Origin of the sequence: Alishewanella agri BL06, from assembly GCF_000272005.1 — a bacterium.
Lineage (GTDB): Bacteria > Pseudomonadota > Gammaproteobacteria > Enterobacterales > Alteromonadaceae > Alishewanella > Alishewanella agri.
In genome coordinates, this window is record NZ_AKKU01000009.1 from 112,682 (window position 1) to 130,653 (window position 17,972).

17 protein-coding genes are annotated in these 17,972 nt (G+C 51.0%); all 17 read right to left on the minus strand.

Annotated elements, in window-relative coordinates; genetic code table 11:
- Nucleotides 1–278: 278 nt before the first annotated feature.
- Nucleotides 279–1,466 carry a 2-methylaconitate cis-trans isomerase PrpF gene (prpF, locus tag AGRI_RS03710; RefSeq protein WP_008983668.1) on the minus strand — a complete coding sequence of 396 codons (1,188 nt, stop codon included), beginning with the start codon at nt 1,464–1,466 and terminating at the stop codon, nt 279–281.
- Nucleotides 1,466–4,051 carry a Fe/S-dependent 2-methylisocitrate dehydratase AcnD gene (gene acnD / locus AGRI_RS03715; protein ID WP_008983669.1) on the minus strand — a complete coding sequence of 862 codons (2,586 nt, stop codon included), beginning with the start codon at nt 4,049–4,051 and terminating at the stop codon, nt 1,466–1,468. Before acnD ends, prpF begins: the two co-directional genes overlap by 1 nt.
- Nucleotides 4,052–4,283: 232 nt before the next feature.
- Entirely contained in the window at nt 4,284–5,411 is a 1,128-nt protein-coding gene (prpC, locus tag AGRI_RS03720) for a bifunctional 2-methylcitrate synthase/citrate synthase (protein ID WP_008983670.1), read from the minus strand.
- 97 nt (nt 5,412–5,508) lie between these two features.
- On the minus strand, nt 5,509–6,393 hold the full coding sequence (gene prpB, locus AGRI_RS03725) for a methylisocitrate lyase (RefSeq protein WP_008983671.1): 885 nt from the start codon (nt 6,391–6,393) through the stop codon (nt 5,509–5,511).
- Nucleotide 6,394: 1 nt separating this feature from the next.
- The gene (locus AGRI_RS03730) at nt 6,395–7,081 is read right to left on the minus strand and encodes a GntR family transcriptional regulator (RefSeq protein WP_008983672.1); all 687 of its coding nucleotides are present in this window, start codon (nt 7,079–7,081) and stop codon (nt 6,395–6,397) included.
- Between the two features lie 721 nt (nt 7,082–7,802).
- Nucleotides 7,803–8,594, minus strand: a complete 792-nt coding sequence (locus AGRI_RS03735; protein WP_008983673.1) for a TatD family hydrolase — start codon at nt 8,592–8,594, stop codon at nt 7,803–7,805.
- Between the two features lie 47 nt (nt 8,595–8,641).
- Nucleotides 8,642–8,968, minus strand: coding sequence for a PilZ domain-containing protein (locus AGRI_RS03740; protein ID WP_008983674.1), 327 nt, complete (start codon nt 8,966–8,968; stop codon nt 8,642–8,644).
- Nucleotides 8,969–8,976: 8 nt separating this feature from the next.
- A complete protein-coding gene (holB, locus tag AGRI_RS03745) occupies nt 8,977–9,915 on the minus strand; it encodes a DNA polymerase III subunit delta' (protein WP_008983675.1) in 939 nt (312 codons plus the stop codon).
- A 1-nt stretch (nt 9,916) separates the two neighbouring features.
- A complete protein-coding gene (tmk, locus tag AGRI_RS03750) occupies nt 9,917–10,543 on the minus strand; it encodes a dTMP kinase (RefSeq protein WP_008983676.1) in 627 nt (208 codons plus the stop codon).
- Nucleotides 10,533–11,582: an endolytic transglycosylase MltG gene (gene mltG, locus AGRI_RS03755; protein WP_008983677.1), complete on the minus strand. Its 1,050-nt coding sequence runs from the start codon at nt 11,580–11,582 to the stop codon at nt 10,533–10,535. Before mltG ends, tmk begins: the two co-directional genes overlap by 11 nt.
- Nucleotides 11,576–12,373 carry an aminodeoxychorismate lyase gene (gene pabC, locus AGRI_RS03760; protein ID WP_008983678.1) on the minus strand — a complete coding sequence of 266 codons (798 nt, stop codon included), beginning with the start codon at nt 12,371–12,373 and terminating at the stop codon, nt 11,576–11,578. Before pabC ends, mltG begins: the two co-directional genes overlap by 7 nt.
- 159 nt (nt 12,374–12,532) lie before the next feature.
- On the minus strand, nt 12,533–13,771 hold the full coding sequence (gene fabF, locus AGRI_RS03765) for a beta-ketoacyl-ACP synthase II (protein ID WP_008983679.1): 1,239 nt from the start codon (nt 13,769–13,771) through the stop codon (nt 12,533–12,535).
- 81 nt (nt 13,772–13,852) lie between these two features.
- Nucleotides 13,853–14,089, minus strand: coding sequence for an acyl carrier protein (acpP, locus tag AGRI_RS03770; protein ID WP_008983680.1), 237 nt, complete (start codon nt 14,087–14,089; stop codon nt 13,853–13,855).
- Between the two features lie 127 nt (nt 14,090–14,216).
- Complete coding sequence (fabG, locus tag AGRI_RS03775; protein ID WP_008608296.1) at nt 14,217–14,963, minus strand: 3-oxoacyl-ACP reductase FabG; 747 nt, start codon at nt 14,961–14,963, stop codon at nt 14,217–14,219.
- A gap of 9 nt (nt 14,964–14,972) precedes the next feature.
- Nucleotides 14,973–15,908: an ACP S-malonyltransferase gene (gene fabD, locus AGRI_RS03780; protein ID WP_040291398.1), complete on the minus strand. Its 936-nt coding sequence runs from the start codon at nt 15,906–15,908 to the stop codon at nt 14,973–14,975.
- Between the two features lie 60 nt (nt 15,909–15,968).
- Entirely contained in the window at nt 15,969–16,928 is a 960-nt protein-coding gene (locus AGRI_RS03785) for a beta-ketoacyl-ACP synthase III (protein WP_008983682.1), read from the minus strand.
- Between the two features lie 6 nt (nt 16,929–16,934).
- Nucleotides 16,935–17,966 carry a phosphate acyltransferase PlsX gene (plsX, locus tag AGRI_RS03790; RefSeq protein WP_008983683.1) on the minus strand — a complete coding sequence of 344 codons (1,032 nt, stop codon included), beginning with the start codon at nt 17,964–17,966 and terminating at the stop codon, nt 16,935–16,937.
- Nucleotides 17,967–17,972 lie beyond the last annotated feature (6 nt).

The following is a 17,972-nucleotide window of genomic DNA, read 5'->3' on the forward strand; positions in this document are numbered from 1 at the left end:
TATGATTTCCTTATATAAAGCGTTACTTCGATTCAGAAAATGTTTGACCGTTATCTATTGCTAAGCGCAGGTCGGTCAGGCCCACAAGATACTTAAGATAATGCACCTTGCCCGCGCTGTTACTGCCATCAGAGTATACAAAGATCCGGCCAGCCAAAACTTAATCAAGGATTAACGATTATTGCCGGCCGTGACCATTACTGTGGCTCTTTCCAGTTCTGTCAAAAAACAGAGCGCTGATAGCGCCCTGTTAAATCGATAACCACTAAAAGCGTCCCTTAAAAACAATCGCCAGGCACCCTTACCCAGCCTTCCATCAGCACCCGCGCGCTGCGGCTCATAATGGCTTTGGTCACCGTCCATTGACCAGCTACTTCAGCGGCCGCGGCACCAACCCGTAAGGTACCAGATGGATGGCCAAAGCGTACTGCTTCTCTGGCACCACCGCCGGCGGCTAAATTTACCAGGGTACCGGGTATTGCAGCGGCCGTACCAATGGCCACCGCTGCCGTGCCCATCATCGCATGGTGTAATTTACCCATTGATAAGGCCCGTACCAGCAAATCAATTTCGCTCTCAGCAACGGTTTTACCGCTGGACGCCATATAACTTTGTGGCGGCGCGACAAAAGCAATTTTTGGCGTGTGGGCGCGGGCGGCCGCTTCGCTGATATCCTGTATCAGGCCCATTTTTACTGCGCCATAGGCGCGGATAGTTTCAAAGCGCGCTAACGCCGCCGCATCGCTATTTATCGCGTCCTGCAGTTCAGTGCCGGTATAGCCAATATCTACCGCATTAACAAAGATGGTCGGGATGCCGGCGTTAATTAGCGTGGCTTTAAAGGTACCAATACCTGGCACCTCTAAATCATCCACTAAATTGCCGGTTGGGAACATGGCACCACCACCCTCGCCTTCATCGGCAGCCGGATCCAGAAACTCAATTTGTACTTCAGCGGCCGGGAAAGTCACGCCGTCGAGCTCAAAGTCACCGGTTTCCTGCACCTCACCCTTTGTCATCGGCACATGGGCAATAATGGTTTTGCCAATATTAGCCTGCCAAATCCGCACCGTGCACAGGCCATTTTGCGGGATCCGCGCGGCATCGACCAAACCATTACTAATCGCAAAAGCGCCTACCGCCGCAGTTAAGTTGCCGCAGTTGCCACTCCAATCAATAAAGGGTTTATCGATAGCGACCTGACCAAACAGATAATCAACATCATGCTCGGGCTTGCTGCTTTTGCTTAAGATCACGGTTTTACTGGTGCTTGAGGTCGCGCCGCCCATGCCATCGGTATGTTTACCGTATGGATCCGGGCTGCCAATTACCCGCAGCAGCAGGTTATCCCGCGCCTTACCCGGCTGCTGGGCAGCAGCGGGTAAGTCAGTCAGCTTAAAGAACACGCCTTTCGAGGTTCCGCCACGCATATAGGTGGCAGGGATCTTGATTTGTGGTGCGCTCATTACACCGCTCCTTGCAAAAAGTCCTGCGCAAAGCGCTGCAGCACACCACCGGCTTCATAAATCGACACTTCTTCGGCGGTATCTAAACGGCAGGTGACCGGTACTTCTACCACTTCGCCATTAGCGCGGTTAATTACCAGCGTTAAATCGGTACGTGGTGTGCGAGCGCCTTTCACATCATAGGTTTCAGTACCATCTAACTGCAGGGTTTTACGGTTAGTGCCCGGCTTAAACTCCAGCGGCAATACGCCCATCCCAATTAAGTTGGTACGGTGAATGCGCTCAAAGCCTTCAGCAGCAATGGCTTCGACACCCGCTAAGCGCACGCCTTTGGCGGCCCAGTCGCGGGATGAGCCCTGGCCATAGTCGGCACCGGCAATAATAATCAGCGGCTGTTTGCGATCCATATAGGTTTCAATCGCTTCCCACATCCGCATTACCTTGCCCTCCGGCTCTACCCGCGCCAGCGAACCTTGTTTTACCTTGCCGTTTTCCAGCACCATTTCGTTAAATAGTTTGGGGTTAGCAAAGGTGGCGCGCTGTGCCGTTAAGTGATCGCCGCGGTGCGTGGCATAAGAGTTAAAGTCTTCTTCCGGCAAGCCCATTTTAGCCAGATACTCACCGGCCGCACTGTCCAGCAAAATGGCATTGGAGGGTGATAAATGGTCAGTGGTAATATTATCCGGCAAAATCGCCAGCGGCCGCATACCACTTAAGCTGCGCTCGCCTGCCAGTGCGCCTTCCCAATAAGGTGGACGGCGAATATAGGTACTTTGTGGCCGCCAGTTATACAACGGGCTAATTTGCTCACCGTAATCCACACTTAGCGCAAACATCGGTTCGTATACTTTGCGGAACTGCTCTGGTTTTACGCTTTGTGCCACTACCGCATCAATTTCGGCATCACTTGGCCAGATATCTTTTAAGGTAATGGCTTTACCGTTATGGTAGCCCAGCACATCTTTTTCGATATCAAAGCGGATAGTACCGGCAATTGCATAGGCAACAACCAGCGCAGGTGATGCTAAAAACGCTTGTTTGGCATAAGGGTGAATACGGCCATCAAAGTTACGGTTACCCGATAACACTGCTGTGGCGTACAGATCACGGTCAATAATTTCCTGCTGAATCACCGGATCCAGTGCGCCGCTCATACCATTACAGGTAGTACAGGCAAAGGCGACAATACCAAAGCCCAGTTGCTCCAGCTCTGGCAGCAACCCCCCCTCTTCCAGATACAGTTGCACCGCTTTGGAGCCGGGCGCCAGCGAGGTTTTCACCCATGGCTTGCGGCTTAATCCCAGCTTATTGGCATTACGCGCCAGCAAACCTGCGGCAATCACATTGCGCGGGTTAGAGGTATTGGTACAGCTGGTAATGGCCGCGATAATCACCGCGCCATCCGGCATCTTGCCCTCTTCAATTTCATACTTACCGGCAATGCCTCTAGCGGCTAAATCGCTGGTCGATAGACGGGCATGCGGGTTCGATGGGCCAGCCATAGTGCGGCCAACGCTGGATAAATCAAAGCGTAATACGCGCTCATATTCAGCGGTTTTTAAACTCTCGCTCCACAGTCCAGCGGCCTTGGCGTAAGTTTCTACCAGTTTCACCTGTGCGCTCTCGCGGCCAGTCAGGGTTAAATAATCCAGCGTTTGCTGATCGATAGAGAACATCGCTGCAGTGGCACCGTATTCTGGTGTCATATTAGAAATGGTCGCCCTGTCACCTAAACTCAGGCTGTCGGCACCCTCGCCAAAGAATTCTAAATAGCTTGATACCACTTTTTCTTTACGCAAAAACTCGGTCAGCGCCAGTACAATATCGGTGGCCATAATACCTGGTTGCGCTTTGCCGGTTAGCTCTACGCCGATAATATCGGGCAGGCGCATCCAGCTGGCGCGGCCCAGCATCACGCTTTCGGCCTCTAAACCACCGACGCCAATAGCGATTACACCTAAAGCATCCACATGCGGCGTATGGCTGTCGGTACCCACTAAGGTATCCGGAAAGGCCACGCCGTCTTTAGCATGGATCACCGGCGACATCCGCTCTAAGTTAATCTGATGCATAATGCCGTTACCCGGCGGGATCACATCCACATTTTTAAAGGCTTTCTTGGTCCAGTTAATAAAGTGGAAGCGATCGTCGTTACGTCTGTCTTCAATGGCGCGGTTTTTCTCAAAGGCGTCTTTTTCAAAACCGGCATGTTCTACGGCTAATGAGTGGTCAACAATCAGCTGCGTTGGCACCACCGGGTTCACTTTGGCCGGATCACCACCCTTTTCCGCGATGGCATCACGCAAACCGGCTAAATCAACCAGTGCGGTTTGGCCTAAAATATCGTGGCAGACCACACGGGCCGGAAACCACGGAAAATCGATATCGCGCTTGCGGTAAATCAGCTGTTTTAACGCATCTGGCAATAGCGCCGGATCGCAGCGGCGTACCAGGTTTTCGGCATGCACGCGTGAGGTGTATGGGAGTTTGGCATAAGCACCTGGCTCAATGGCGTCTACCGCTTCGCGGGCGTCAAAGTAGTCGAGCTGGGTACCTGGTAAATTTTTGCGGTATTGGCTATTCATGGTTGGTCTCTGTCTGCATAGCACTTTGGATTCAGAGTCAGACGTGCACCGTCGAACCGGATTGCTCACGCCAAGCCGCCGTGAATACATCCCTGTAGGCTTCATTGTGAATGTCATCCTGACGTTCACCCTTGCGGGCCAGTGCCTGCCCAAATGCGTTCCAAACGCATTTGTCAGGCACCATACCTTCAAGACTTGGCTTAGAGCAATCCGATTCTCGGGTACCTAAACTCTATCTTGATTCAATAGGTTTCACAGTACGTGGCTCAACACCCACATAATCCGCACTTGGCCGGATAATACGGTTATCGGCGCGCTGCTCCATCACATGCGCAGCCCAACCCGTTAAGCGGCTGCACACGAAAATCGGCGTAAACAGCTTGGTTGGAATACCCATATAGTTATAGGCCGAAGCATGGAAGAAATCGGCGTTACAGAACAGTTTTTTCTCACGCCACATCACCGCTTCACAGCGCACTGATACATCGTACAGCATGGTATCGCCATTGGCCTTGGCCAGTTTTTCTGACCACTCTTTAATTACAGCATTACGCGGATCCGACTCTGAGTAAATGGCATGGCCAAAGCCCATAATCTTTTCTTTGCGCTCTAACATACCCAGCAGTTTTTGCTCGGCATCGTCGGCGTTATCCATTTTCTCAATCAGTTCCATCGCCGCTTCGTTCGCACCGCCATGCAGTGGGCCACGCAGTGAGCCAATAGCGCCGGTAATACAGGAGTGCATATCGCTTAGCGTTGAGGCACACACCCGGGCAGTAAAGGTTGAGGCGTTAAATTCATGCTCGGCGTACAAAATCAGCGAGGCTTGCATTACTTCGACATGCAAGGCTTCTGGCTTTTTATCGTGTAAGGTCCAGAGGAATTGCTCGGCAATAGAATCAGCGTCGGTTTCCACGTTTACGCGCTTGCCATGGTGACTGTAGTTATACCAGTAGTTAACCAGTCCTGGGAAAATCGCCAACATCCGGTCAGTTACGTCCTGCTGCTGGGCAAAACTGTGTTCCATTTCCAGGTTACCCAGCATTGAGCAGCCGGTACGCATCACATCCATCGGATGGGCATTGGCCGGGATCCGCTCTAACACATCTTTTAATGCCTGAGGCAGCGCGCGCAGGCTCTTTAATTTGGCTTTATAAGCGGCAAGTTCAGCACTATTTGGCAATTCGCCCTTTAAAATTAAGTGCGCCACTTCTTCAAAGGTACAGTTGGCGGCTAAATCTTTTACATCATAGCCGCGATAGGTTAAGCCTGAACCGGTTTTACCTACTGTTGATAAGGCGGTTTTACCTGCTACCTGGCCGCGCAAACCTGCGCCTGAGAGTACTTTACCTGTTGACATGGTTTTGTTGCTCCTGTTCTGTTTAGCCTTCATCCTTGTCACTGCAGCAGCAAGGATTTTGGCTAAAAGTAATAATTAAAAATGTAAAATATTTATCTTAAGATTTTTTGCTGCTAAACAGCTGATCCAGTTTTTGCTCGAAGCTGTGGTAATTTAAAAAGTCGTACAGCTCAGCGCGGGTTTGCATGCTGTCTACCACGGCTTTCTGATCGCCGTTTGCCAGAATCGACTGATACACATTTAATGCGGCCTTGTTCATGGCACGGAAGGCACTTAACGGATACAGCACCATCGCCACACCAACGCTCGCCAGCTCAGCTTTGTTATACAGTGGGGTTTGACCGAACTCAGTGATATTGGCCAGTACCGGCACCTTTAACGCTGAGGTAAAGGCTTTATATTGTTCCAGCGTATGCACCGCCTCAGCAAAAATGGCATCGGCACCGGCGTCCTGACAGGCAATGGCTCGCTCAATGGCCGCATCTAAACCTTGCTGGGCTAACGCATCAGTGCGCGCCATAATAAAGAAGCTCTCGTCAGTACGGGCATCAACACTGGCTTTAACGCGGTCGACCATTTCATCGAGGCTGACAATTTCTTTATTCGGGCGATGACCACAACGCTTTTGCGCCACCTGATCTTCAATATGAAAGCCCGCTGCGCCGGCACGGGTCATTTCTTTTACCGTGCGGGCAATATTAAAAGCCCCACCCCAACCGGTATCGGCATCCACTAACAGTGGCAGGCTGGTGGCGCCAGTAATACGGCGGATATCTTCACAGACATCATTTAACGACGTCATGCCTAAATCAGGTAAACCAAAAGAGGCATTGGCTACGCCAGCACCAGACAGGTAAAGCGCCTGATGTCCGGTACGCTCGGCCATCATCGCGGTGTAGGCATTAATGGTGCCGACGATTTGCAGTGGCGAATTGGCGGTAATGGCGGCACGGAATTTCTGGCCGGCGGTTAAATTGCTCATCTTAGTTCCCCTGTTGCTCAAGTTCAGACAGTTTATGTTCGATATTGCGCCTGGAGGCAGCGATATGCCGGCGCATCAATAAGTCGGCCAGTTCACCATCGCGATTGGCAATGGCATTAATAATAGCCTTATGTTCGTCAAATGCCCGCGATACGCGCGGGCCATTCATGCCAAGCTGCACCCGGTACATCCGCATCAGGTGATACAGCTCGTCGGTTAGAATATTGATTAAATACGGGTTTTTACTGCCAAGAATAATACGGTAATGAAAATCCAGATCGCCGGCTTCCTGGTAATAACTCTCACCCTCACGCACCCGCTGCGAGCTAAGGTGCTGATCTAACAAATCCTGCATCTCACGAATTTCGGCATCGCTCATTTGTGAGGCCGCTAACCGACAGGCTAAGCCCTCTAATTCTTCACGCAGTTGATACAGCGATAACAAATTTTCTGTCGACAATTTCACTACCCGTGCCCCGGCATTCGGCGTGCGTTCCAGTAAGTGGCAACGCTCTAACCTTGCTAAGGCTTCACGCAGCGGCGCGCGGCTAAGATCAAAGCGTTTCGCTAGCTCCGGCTCGCTGATCTTAGAGCCCGGCGCAATTTCACCGGCCACAATGGCGCGCAACAGCTCTTGCAGTACACGATCAGCAGCGGTTACAGCGGGGCGTTGCAAAGCAGGATTCATAGCTGATTGTCGACATAAACAAAGAATGGGTAAGTTTTAGGCTTATTTAACGCCAGTGTCAAGTTAAAATCGGCAGGATTGTCGACAATCAGACTAAAGTACAAATTAATGCCTAAGCACTCCGGTACGCCTGCCGTACCGGAGTCAGACGCAGTAGCCAGAACCCGCTTTAGGACTCCGGTACGCTCGCCGTACCGGAGTCCATCCTGCGATAGTGAGATATACACCTAACTCAAAGCAACACCGCTCCAGGACTCCGAACAACAGCACCGCAAAACAACCACACCGGCTATCTACCCCACATCGCAGGGTTGACTCCGGTACGACAAGCATACCGGAGTCAGAGACAGTAGCTAGTACCGGAGTCGATTCAGCTTGTGATGAATTTTTAGACTTTTTTAGAATATAAAGCCGGATATTTAGCTTACATAATGATAACAATATCTGACCCTATTACAGGTCAAATTCAGTCGCTGTGCATAATTGCCGGTATAAGCTGGGGATAACTTGGGCATAAGTTGAACAATGAAAAAATTGGGTAAATAACTTTTCGCAACTTAAGGAACATGAAAATTAGCGCAGCTTAGCTACACTTGATTTTACTTTAGGTAACTTCTTCTCGATAGCGCACGGCTCATTCCCTATGAGCCATTCCCCTAAGCCCGGAACAATTTGGATTGGTTCCGGGCTTCTTTTATCTGCGGGGTAACGGCCGAAAAATTTATGCAGCCTGTCGTTTTGCCGCGGCTAACGTAAACAACTGATAGAAGTTTGTCGTTGTTTGCCGCGCCAGCTGCTCTAAAGTTACTACCTTAACCTCAGCCATGGCCGCGGCAACGTCAGTCACATAAGCCGGTTGATTGGTTTTACCGCGATGCGGTACCGGCGCCAGATAAGGCGCATCGGTTTCAATTAATAGCCGGTCTAAAGGCAGCTTTTTTACTACCTCGCGTAGCTCGGTTGCGTTACGAAATGTCATAATGCCGGAGATAGAAATATAAAAACCCAGATCCAGCGCCGCCTTTGCCATCTCATAGTTTTCAGTAAAGCAATGCAATACTCCACCAGCATCGCCAGCCTGGTGCGTTTTCATTAAATTAATGGTATCGGCGCGTGCATCCCGGGTATGGATAATCAATGGCTTGTTTAATTGCCGGGCGACACTGATATGTTTAACAAAGCCGTCTTGCTGGCTGAGCTTGCTGTCCGGGTTATAAAAATAATCCAGACCAGTTTCGCCTACCGCCACTACCTCTGGCTGCGCTGCCAAGCGGGCTAACAAGTCGACGTCAACACTATCACTCTGATGCAAAGGGTGTTCACCACAAGATACCGACACTTGCGCGTACGGTTTTACCAGCTCAGCCATTGCTGGATATTCTGCCAACGACACGCTAACACACAGTAGGTGTTCAATATTACGCTGTGTAGCGTTGTTCAGCACCTGCTCCAACGAAAGCCCGAGTTTATCCAGCTCCAGCCGGTCTAAATGACAATGTGAATCTACAAACAAAACAACCTCAGACAAAAACCGGAGCGGCAAGGCGCTACCGGCAATAACTACATGGTATAGGTGGGTTCATTGCTATGCAGCATACCACCCAGTAATTTTTCAATCCGACTACTGAGATTATGCTTATCATCAATAAAGGCGACGCCAATCCCTGCCGGATTCGAGCTTTGGGCACCCAGTGGCGAGACCCAGGCAACCTTACCGGTAACCAGCACCGGCTCCAGGGCATCGGGCAAGGTTACACTTAGCGCCAGCGACTGCCCCATTCGGTAATGCCGGGCCGAGCGAATAAACAGACCACCGTTTTTCATAAACGGCATATAGCAACGATACAGCTCTTTGGTATCAGTAAAACCCAGTGCTAACTCTTCCATTTTGCCTCCTAATCGCGTCCCGGCCGACCGGCTCTGAGTAAAGCCCGCCACTCCGTTAACAGCGCACTTAGCGCCAGCGCTTTATTCTGCCCTAAAATCTGTTGCTCGTCACGACAGAAGCGGAACAAGCTTTGTTGCAACCCCTGCATCTGCGCTGGTGCTAACATCGGCATCGTCACTATTTGTTCGCGTAATACATAGCTTAGCAGTAAGGTCAGATCACTGCGTCCTTCCAGTTGTTTTAGCAGCGGTGCTAACGGTTCAGTGCTGCGGATAAACTGCTGCAATTGCGTAATAAGTTGTTGCAGTGTCTGCAGTTCGCTACTTTGTAACAGACTGAGCGCTTTTAACGGAGCACCACCGCTAAAGCTGACGATAAAATCTGGAGCAGGACCCTGCTGCTGTGTTCGCAGATAATCGCTTAGTTGTGAAGTGCTAAGAGGCGCTAGATCCCAGCGCTGACAACGGCTTAAAATTGTTGGCTTAAGGCGCTGCGCTTGTGCAGTACAGAGGATTAAGAAACAACCCTGCGGTGGTTCCTCAAGCGTTTTTAACAAGGCGTTGGCTGCCGCTTCGGTTAGCCGCTCAGCATGGCGCAATAACACCACTTTATTCCCGCTTTGTTGTGCTTTACCCTGAGTAAAATCCGTTAAACGGCGGATTTCATCCACACCCAGACTGGCGTTTTCCGGCTGTAACAACAACAGATCGGCATGATTACCGGCTGCCAGTAACAGGCAGCTTTTACACTGGCCACAGGCCGTTGCAGCCGCCGGCGTTTTACACAACACTAACGCCGCCAGCATATGCCCTAGTTCAAGTTTACCAATGCCTTCCGGGCCATTAAATAATAAGGCATGCGCCAGTCGTTGTTGACGATACAACTGTGACAGCTGCTGCAAACTGTCGTTTAACCATGGATAGGCCTGGCTATTCAGCAGCGCCATCTCAGACTCCTGCCGCCTGTAAGGCTTGCCGCAGCGCCTGCTGCACCTGTATCAGTGGCTGCCCGGCATCAATCACCACGATGTTGGGTTCCTTGGCGGCGATCTCCAGATATTTGGCCCGGGTACGCTGAAAAAAGCTCAGTTGCTCCTGCTCTATCCGATCTAACTCACCGCGGCTGGCCGCTCGGGCCAAACCCTGCGCCGGATCGATATCCAGATATAAGGTCAGATCGGGTCGCGTGTCGCCCAGTACCGCTGTACGCAGCGTATCCAACAAGCTGTCACCGAGCTGCCGGCCACCGCCCTGATAGGCGCGCGATGAGAGATCATGGCGATCAGCCAATACCCAGTTACCGGCCGCGAGCGCCGGCCGGATCACATTAGTTAGCAGCTGCACCCGTGAGGCGTACATCAACAGTAGCTCGGTTTCCGGCGCAACCTTCTCTTGCAGATCGGCTTGTTTAACTAAAGTGCGTAACTGCTCTGCCAGTGGTGTACCGCCTGGTTCCCGGGTACAAACCACCTGATGACCGCGGCTTTCCAGATACTGTTTTACAGTGGCAATAGCAGTACTTTTACCTGCCCCCTCCAGCCCTTCGATAACGATAAATTTGCCGTTACTGCTCATTATTTTGTCCAAGAATATATTTGCGTACTGCGCTGTTATGCTGCTCTAGTGTTTGTGAAAACACGTGGGAACCATCACCGCGGCTGACAAAGTAGTAGTAATCGCTCTGCTCAGGTGCGGCTGCCGCTTTTAGCGCACTTAAACTAACCAATGAAATCGGCCCTGGCGGTAAACCATGATGCCGGTAGGTATTGTAAGGGTGTGGGTCACGCAAATGCGCCCGGGTAATACGGCCGTTATAATCCGCTACACCATAGATCACTGTCGGATCAGTTTGCAGTCGCATCCCGGTATTTAAGCGGTTAACAAATACCGAACTGACCAAACCGCGTTCGGCTTGCAAACCGCTTTCTTTTTCGATAATCGAGGCCAGCGTCAATAACTGATAAGGGTTTTGTAGCGGCAAATCGGGCTGTCGCTGTTGCCAGGCTTGCTCCAGCTGCGTTAGTAATGCCAGGTGAGCACGCAACCAGATACTGCTGGCTTTGCTATTGGCAGTATAAAAATAGGTATCCGGAAAAAACAGCCCTTCCATTTGTTGCGCCAGCTCTGGCATCGGCGCTAATTCGCCCCACTCAGCCGGCCAGCGTAACAGCTGCTGTAATTCCGTGATTTGCGTCAGATCCTGCTGTAAATAAGGTAACTGTGCAAAACGTTGCCAGCTTTGTACCAGAGTTTCGCCTTCAATCAGGGTGACACTAAACTGAGCAACCCGACCAGAGCGAAATAATGCCAGGACCTGCGACAGCGACATTGGCGAGCTTACCCGGTATAACCCCTGCTGCAATTGCGCCTGCTCTGGATGTTGGCGCAAGTGGAATTTAAGTTGCTGACACTGCCAGGCACTCAATTGTTGCTGTTGTTGCCACAGCTCACAGAGTTGACGCGCCGATGCGCCAGCGCGCAGCTCAAACAGCTCGTCCGTAAACTGAATAGGCATCGCCAGCAGTCGTTGTTGTACCTGCTGCCAGTAACTGTTACCAGCGACCAGTAAAAACACCAGCAGCACCGGTAACCAATAAGATAGACGTCTTAACATAGTACCTGTTGTTGTATTGAGCGCACGGCAGCAAGATCCAGCGTCCGATCAGCTAAGTCGCGCACTGCTGCCATGCCCAGCAATGCATTAGTAAAAAACATCGCCGTCACTGCCGGCAGTTCCTGCAGTGGCAGCTCGCGCTCAGCAACCAGCGGTAGCTGCGACATGATATGCTTGCGCATGACACCAGCGACGCCACAGGCATCCAGCGGCGGTGTATACCAATGTCCTGCTAACTGATAGAACAGATTTGCAGCAGTGCCCTCAACCACCAAGTCGTTAGTATCGGCAACAATAAAATCATCCAGTGCGGTGCATGCCAGCTGCTGTTTCAGCATCACCTGTTCCAGCCGGTTACAGTGTTTTAACCCCGCTAAAGCCGGTTGCCTGGCCAGTCGTAAGGTCGCTACCCCAACCTTTAAGCCGGTTGATTTAACTACGCTATAATCCGGCAGCGGCGCCTGATACAGGTAACAGCGTACTTGTGCCTGCGGATCCGGTGCATAACCGCGACCACCAATACCCCGGGAGATGAGCAATTTAAATACGCAGTCATCAGTTCGGGTTTGTGCTTGCGCCTGTAACCAGGTTGCCAGCTGTTGCCAGTCTGGTTCAGCGAATCCGAGCTGCTTAGCACTATACTGCAATCGCGCCAGGTGCAGCGGCCAGAGCGCGATCTCACCCTGACTCACCCGCATCGTGGTAAAGAGGCCATCGCCATATTGTAAAGCGCGACAACCACCGGCGACTGCGGCAGTAACAGGCGAATCAATCAGAATAAAATCAGCCATATCTGTTCTTTACAAAAATTTGCGACCGCTTTGCACAAGGTTGGGCTCAGTATGCCTTAAGGCTGCCGCCTTGCAAAGTAAAGCGCGTTTAAGTGGTTTTAGCTGCATAAAAAAACCGCAGTAACAAACTGCGGTTTTTCCGGTTAACGCTGGCTTAGTTTAAACTTTTTTAAACAAAATCGAACCGTTAGTACCACCAAAACCAAAGGAATTACACAGCGCGTACTCCAGCTTCGCCTGACGCGCCTGATGCGGCACATAGTCCAGGTCACAACCTTCGCTTGGGTTATCCAGGTTAATGGTTGGCGTCACCAGCTGATCCTGCAGCGACAGCACGGTGATAATGGATTCCACTGAACCGGCAGCACCTAACAGGTGACCAATCATCGATTTCGATGAGCTAACCATCAGTTTATCCAGGTTGTTGGCAAATACGGTTTTAATCGCCATGGTTTCCGCGATATCACCCGCTGGCGTTGAGGTACCGTGGGCATTGATATACTGCACTTGCTCCGGATTAACCTGGGCGTCATTCAGTGCATTTTTCATCGCCCGGGCAGCGCCATCACCGTTTTCCGGTGGTGAGGTCATATGGTAGGCATCACCGCTCATGCCAAAACCAACCAGCTCAGCATAAATCTTCGCACCACGCGCCTTGGCATGTTCATATTCTTCCAGCACCATCACACCGGCACCATCGCCCAGTACAAAGCCATCACGGTCTTTATCCCAGGGCCGGCTGGCTTGTTGCGGGGCATCGTTACGGGTTGATAACGCACGGGCTGCGCCAAAACCGCCCATACCGAGCTCAGTTGAAGCCTTTTCAGCACCGCCGGCTACCATCACGTCAGCATCGCCATAAGCAATCATCCGCGCCGCCTGACCGATATTGTGTACACCTGTAGTACAGGCGGTGACAATACTGATATTCGGCCCTTTTAAGCCGAGCATAATCGACAGCTGGCCAGCAATCATATTGATAATGGTTGATGGCACAAAGAATGGCGATAACCGCTTCGGTCCACTATTCATCAGCTTGGTATGGTTTTCCTCAATTAAACCTAAACCGCCAATACCAGAGCCGATAGCGGCACCAATGCGGTGCGCATTAACGTCATTGATTTCCAGGCCGGAGTCACGAAAGGCCTGCATCGCAGCAGCGACGCCGTACTGGATAAACAAATCCATTTTCTTAGCGTCTTTTGCCGGAAAATACGGCTCTACATCAAAATCTTTGACTAAGCCGGCAAATTTAGTTGTATAAGCACTGGTATCAAAGTGCTCAATCAGGCTAATGCCGCTTTTTGCCTGCTGCAATGCTTGCCAGCTACTGGCCACATCATTGCCCAGCGGCGTCAACATGCCTAAACCTGTTACCACTACACGACGTTTTGCCACCGTGTCCTCCGTAAATACCTGTTTTTCTGATTCTTAAAATGAAAACGGGTAGCCTCGCTACCCGTTTCTCAAGCTTTCGGCTTATTCAGCGTGGGCTTTGATGTAATCAATAGCTGATTGCACCGTGGTGATTTTCTCGGCTTCTTCGTCTGGAATTTCAGTATCGAATTCTTCTTCCAGCGCCATTACCAGCTCAACTGTGTCCAGTGAGTCTGCACCCAGGTCGTCAACAAAAGAAGCTTCGTTTTTCACTTCTTCTTCTTTAACGCCCAGCTGTTCAATAATAATTTTTTTAACGCGTTCTTCGATGTTGCTCATCTTTTCTTCCTTTTTCTCATCTAAATCGCAACAAATCGTGCAATTTGGTTTGGCGCTAGTTTATGCGTAAGCAGGGGTTGATGCAAGCAATGCGCTCGGCATTTTTTGCTGGTCAAACCTGATTTGCTTACACCATATACATACCGCCGTTAACGTGAACTGTTTCACCGGTAATATAGGCTGCCTGCGTGGACGCCAGAAATGCCACTGTCGCCGCAATTTCTTCTGGCTGCCCTAAACGATTTGCAGGGACTTGCGAGAAAATAGCTTCTTTTTGCTCGTCCGACAACTCTTTCGTCATGTCCGTATCAATAAAACCCGGCGCAATCGCATTGACGGTAATACCGCGTGATGCCACTTCGCGTGCCAGCGATTTAGTAAAGCCCAACACACCGGCTTTCGCGGCGGCGTAGTTGGTTTGTCCGGCATTGCCCATTGAGCCTACAACAGAACCGATGGTAATAATGCGGCCAAAACGCTTTTTCATCATGCTGCGCAGTACCGCCTTACTCAGGCGATACACCGACGTTAAATTGGTCTGCATAATATCAAACCATTCTTCATCTTTCATCCGCATCAGCAGATTATCGCGCGTAATACCGGCATTATTTACCAGAATATCGATCTCGCCAAAGCTTTCTTTAATTTGCGCCAGACATTGCTCAACAGAATCGGCATCGGTCACATTCAACACTAAGCCTTTGCCGTTAGCACCCAGATAGTCCGAAATGGCCGCCGCGCCTTTTTCGCTGGTCGCGGTACCAACCACTTTGGCTCCCAAGGCTGCCAGCTGTTCAGCAATGGCTTTACCAATACCCCGGCTGGCACCTGTTACCAGCGCAACCTTACCTTCTAAAGAAATAAATGCTGTCATCTTGTTACCTTATTCTGCTGTCAGGGCAGCGCTTAATGCGGCGCTATCTGTAATTGAGCTAGTGTTCAGCTCTTTATTAATCCGCTTGATCAGGCCACTTAATACTTTACCTGCACCCAGCTCCAGTACTTCGGTCACGCCATGCGCGGCGAAATACTCAATGGTTTCAGTCCAGCGCACCGGGCTATACAGCTGACGAATTAATGCATCTTTAATCGCATCACCGTTGCTGGCAATTTGTACGTCAACGTTATTGACTACCGGGATAGCTGGTTGTTGAAAGTTTAGTGCAGCCAGATCGGTCGCTAACTGGTCAGCCGCCGGGCGCATCAGTGCACAATGCGATGGTACGCTAACTGGTAATGGCAGCGCACGCTTGGCACCCGCTGTTTTACAAGCTTCACCTGCCCGCTCTACCGCCGCTTTATGACCGGCAATCACCACCTGACCCGGTGAGTTATAGTTGACCGGCGCTACAACTTCACCCTGAGCCGCGTCGGCACAGGCTTTGGCGATAGCTGCATCGTCCAGACCGATAATCGCCGCCATGGCGCCAGTACCGGCGGGTACAGCCTGCTGCATATACTGGCCACGCTTTTCCACCAGTTTTACCGCATCAGCCAAAGACAATACGCCCGCACAAACCAGTGCCGAATATTCACCTAACGAGTGACCGGCAAAATAAGCGGGTGTCGCGCCGCCTTGTTGCTGCCATAAACGCCAGACGGCAACGGAAGCCGTTAATAATGCCGGCTGGGTACGCTGGGTTTCATTCAGCTGTTCTTCCGGGCCATTCGCAATCAGTGCCCATAAATCATAACCCAGCGCTGCTGAGGCTTCGTTAAAGGTATCCTGTACCAGCGGATAGTTTTGATAGAGATCGGCTAACATGCCAACACTCTGTGAACCCTGACCGGGAAAGACAATTGCAAGTTTTTTCGTCATCGTTATACCCTGTTAAAAGGTGCCTGCATTGAAATTAAGAATTTTCATTGAAAAGAAAGCTTAGTAGCGAACCAGTGCCGAGGCCCAGGCAAAACCACCGCCAAAGGCTTCTAACAGCAGTGTCTGACCGCGCTTGATCCGGCCATCACGCACCGCTTCATCCAAGGCGGTTGGTACGGTCGCGGCTGAAGTATTGCCATAACGATCCAGGTTAATCACCACCTGATCCATCGACATATCCAGCTTACGCGCTACCGCAGCAATAATCCGTAAGTTAGCCTGATGCGGCACCAGCCAGTCGATTTGCGATTTATCCATCTGGTTAGCAGCCAGAGTTTGCTCAACCACTTCAGACAGCTTAGTTACGGCAACTTTAAAGACATCATTCCCCTTCATACTACCCCAGGAGTTATGCACCGAGGCTTCGTCACCGCGAATGGGGTTATCAACATAGAGTAACTCTGAATATTTACCGTCGGCATGAATATGAGTTGACAGGATACCTGGCTGTTCTGACGCTTCCAGTAACACGGCACCAGCCGCATCACCAAACAGGATCACCATAGAACGATCTTCCGGGCTGACCAGCTGTGACAGGCAGTCTGAGCCAATCACCAGGATGCGCTTCGCCAGACCGGTTTTAATATATTGATCAGCAATACTTAGCGCGTAACAAAAGCCGGCACAAGCGGCAGCAATATCAAACGCCGGAATAGCCGGGATTTCCAACTCGCGTTGAATTTCACAGGCAGCGCTGGGTAAGGCGCGCGAGGCACTGGTGGTGGCGCAGATAATCATATCAACGCTGTTTTTATCGACGTTAGCCGCTTCCAGTGCTTTACGGGCAGCAGCAGCGCCCATGGTTGCCACACTTTCGTCTTTACCGATAATGCGCCGCTCTTTAATACCGGTGCGCTCGATAATCCATTCGTCTGTGGTTTCCACCATAGACTCTAAGTCCGCATTGGTGCGGACTGTTGCCGGAAAATAACTTCCGGTACCAATAATTCTTGAGTACATGCTGGCCTATGCTTTATCTATCAGAACCTGTTCCAGCCGATCTTTTATTTTTGCAGGCACCTGGCGTTGAACCTCGCACACCGCTTGTCGGATGGCACTTAAAAATGCGTCTTTCGTCGCATTTCCATGACTTTTCACTACAATACCGCGCAATCCTATCAGACTTGCACCATTATACTGGTCGGGGTTCATCCCCTGATAAAGACTTTTTAAAGCAGGTTTACACAGCCAGCTTAATAAAGCAGCAAAAGGCCGCTGCTTCACGCCCTGCTGCGCCCGTTTCAGGATGAGTTTCGCCACCCCTTCACAGGTTTTTAGCGCCACATTGCCGACAAAGCCATCGCAGACAATCACATCCGCTTTACCGGAAAAAATATCATTACCTTCGATATAGCCGATATAATTCAGGTCGCGACATTCCTGTAGTAACTGCGAGGCACGTTTGATTTGGTCTGAGCCTTTGATCTCTTCTTCGCCCATATTTAGCAGTGCCACCCGCGGCGCACGGATGCCAATGACTTCTTCGGCCATCACTGCGCCCATGACGGCAAATTGAAATAAGGTGTCGGCATCTGCATTTACCGTAGCGCCTAAATCCAGCATGTACACTGGCTTGCCATTACAGCTGGGTAAGGCGCTCACCAGCGCCGGGCGCTCGACGCCATTGAGCATTTTCAGTACATAGTGCGCCATGGCAATCAAGGCACCGGTATTACCGGCCGAGACACAGGCATGCACAGCGCCCTGCTCAACCAAATCAAGCGCATGGCGCATGGAAGAGTCGCGTTTGGTACGTAACGCCAAAGAAGGCTTATCGGCCATTGAAACCTGATCGTCACTGTGAACGAAGTGAATGCGGGGATGCGCACTGACGCCAGATTCTGCTAGCAAACGCTTTAACAGCGGCTTATCGCCACAGAAGGTTAATTCAAGCTCAGGGAATTCTGTTAACGCTGCCAGGGCGGCAGGTATAGTAGATCGGGGGCCGAAGTCGCCCCCCATCATATCTAAAGCCAGAGATGGCTTTAGCGGCTGCACTTTACT

Bases quoted from the DNA above. Each gene is read 5' to 3' on its own strand.
- prpF (WP_008983668.1), bottom strand. From the start codon at position 1,466: ATGAGCGCACCACAAATCAAGATCCCTGCCACCTATATGCGTGGCGGA.
- acnD (WP_008983669.1), bottom strand. From the start codon at position 4,051: ATGAATAGCCAATACCGCAAAAATTTACCAGGTACCCAGCTCGACTAC.
- prpC (WP_008983670.1), bottom strand. From the start codon at position 5,411: ATGTCAACAGGTAAAGTACTCTCAGGCGCAGGTTTGCGCGGCCAGGTA.
- prpB (WP_008983671.1), bottom strand. From the start codon at position 6,393: ATGAGCAATTTAACCGCCGGCCAGAAATTCCGTGCCGCCATTACCGCC.
- AGRI_RS03730 (WP_008983672.1), bottom strand. From the start codon at position 7,081: ATGAATCCTGCTTTGCAACGCCCCGCTGTAACCGCTGCTGATCGTGTA.
- AGRI_RS03740 (WP_008983674.1), bottom strand. From the start codon at position 8,968: ATGGAAGAGTTAGCACTGGGTTTTACTGATACCAAAGAGCTGTATCGT.
- holB (WP_008983675.1), bottom strand. From the start codon at position 9,915: ATGGCGCTGCTGAATAGCCAGGCCTATCCATGGTTAAACGACAGTTTG.
- tmk (WP_008983676.1), bottom strand. From the start codon at position 10,543: ATGAGCAGTAACGGCAAATTTATCGTTATCGAAGGGCTGGAGGGGGCA.
- mltG (WP_008983677.1), bottom strand. From the start codon at position 11,582: ATGTTAAGACGTCTATCTTATTGGTTACCGGTGCTGCTGGTGTTTTTA.
- pabC (WP_008983678.1), bottom strand. From the start codon at position 12,373: ATGGCTGATTTTATTCTGATTGATTCGCCTGTTACTGCCGCAGTCGCC.
- acpP (WP_008983680.1), bottom strand. From the start codon at position 14,089: ATGAGCAACATCGAAGAACGCGTTAAAAAAATTATTATTGAACAGCTG.
- fabG (WP_008608296.1), bottom strand. From the start codon at position 14,963: ATGACAGCATTTATTTCTTTAGAAGGTAAGGTTGCGCTGGTAACAGGT.
- fabD (WP_040291398.1), bottom strand. From the start codon at position 15,908: ATGACGAAAAAACTTGCAATTGTCTTTCCCGGTCAGGGTTCACAGAGT.
- AGRI_RS03785 (WP_008983682.1), bottom strand. From the start codon at position 16,928: ATGTACTCAAGAATTATTGGTACCGGAAGTTATTTTCCGGCAACAGTC.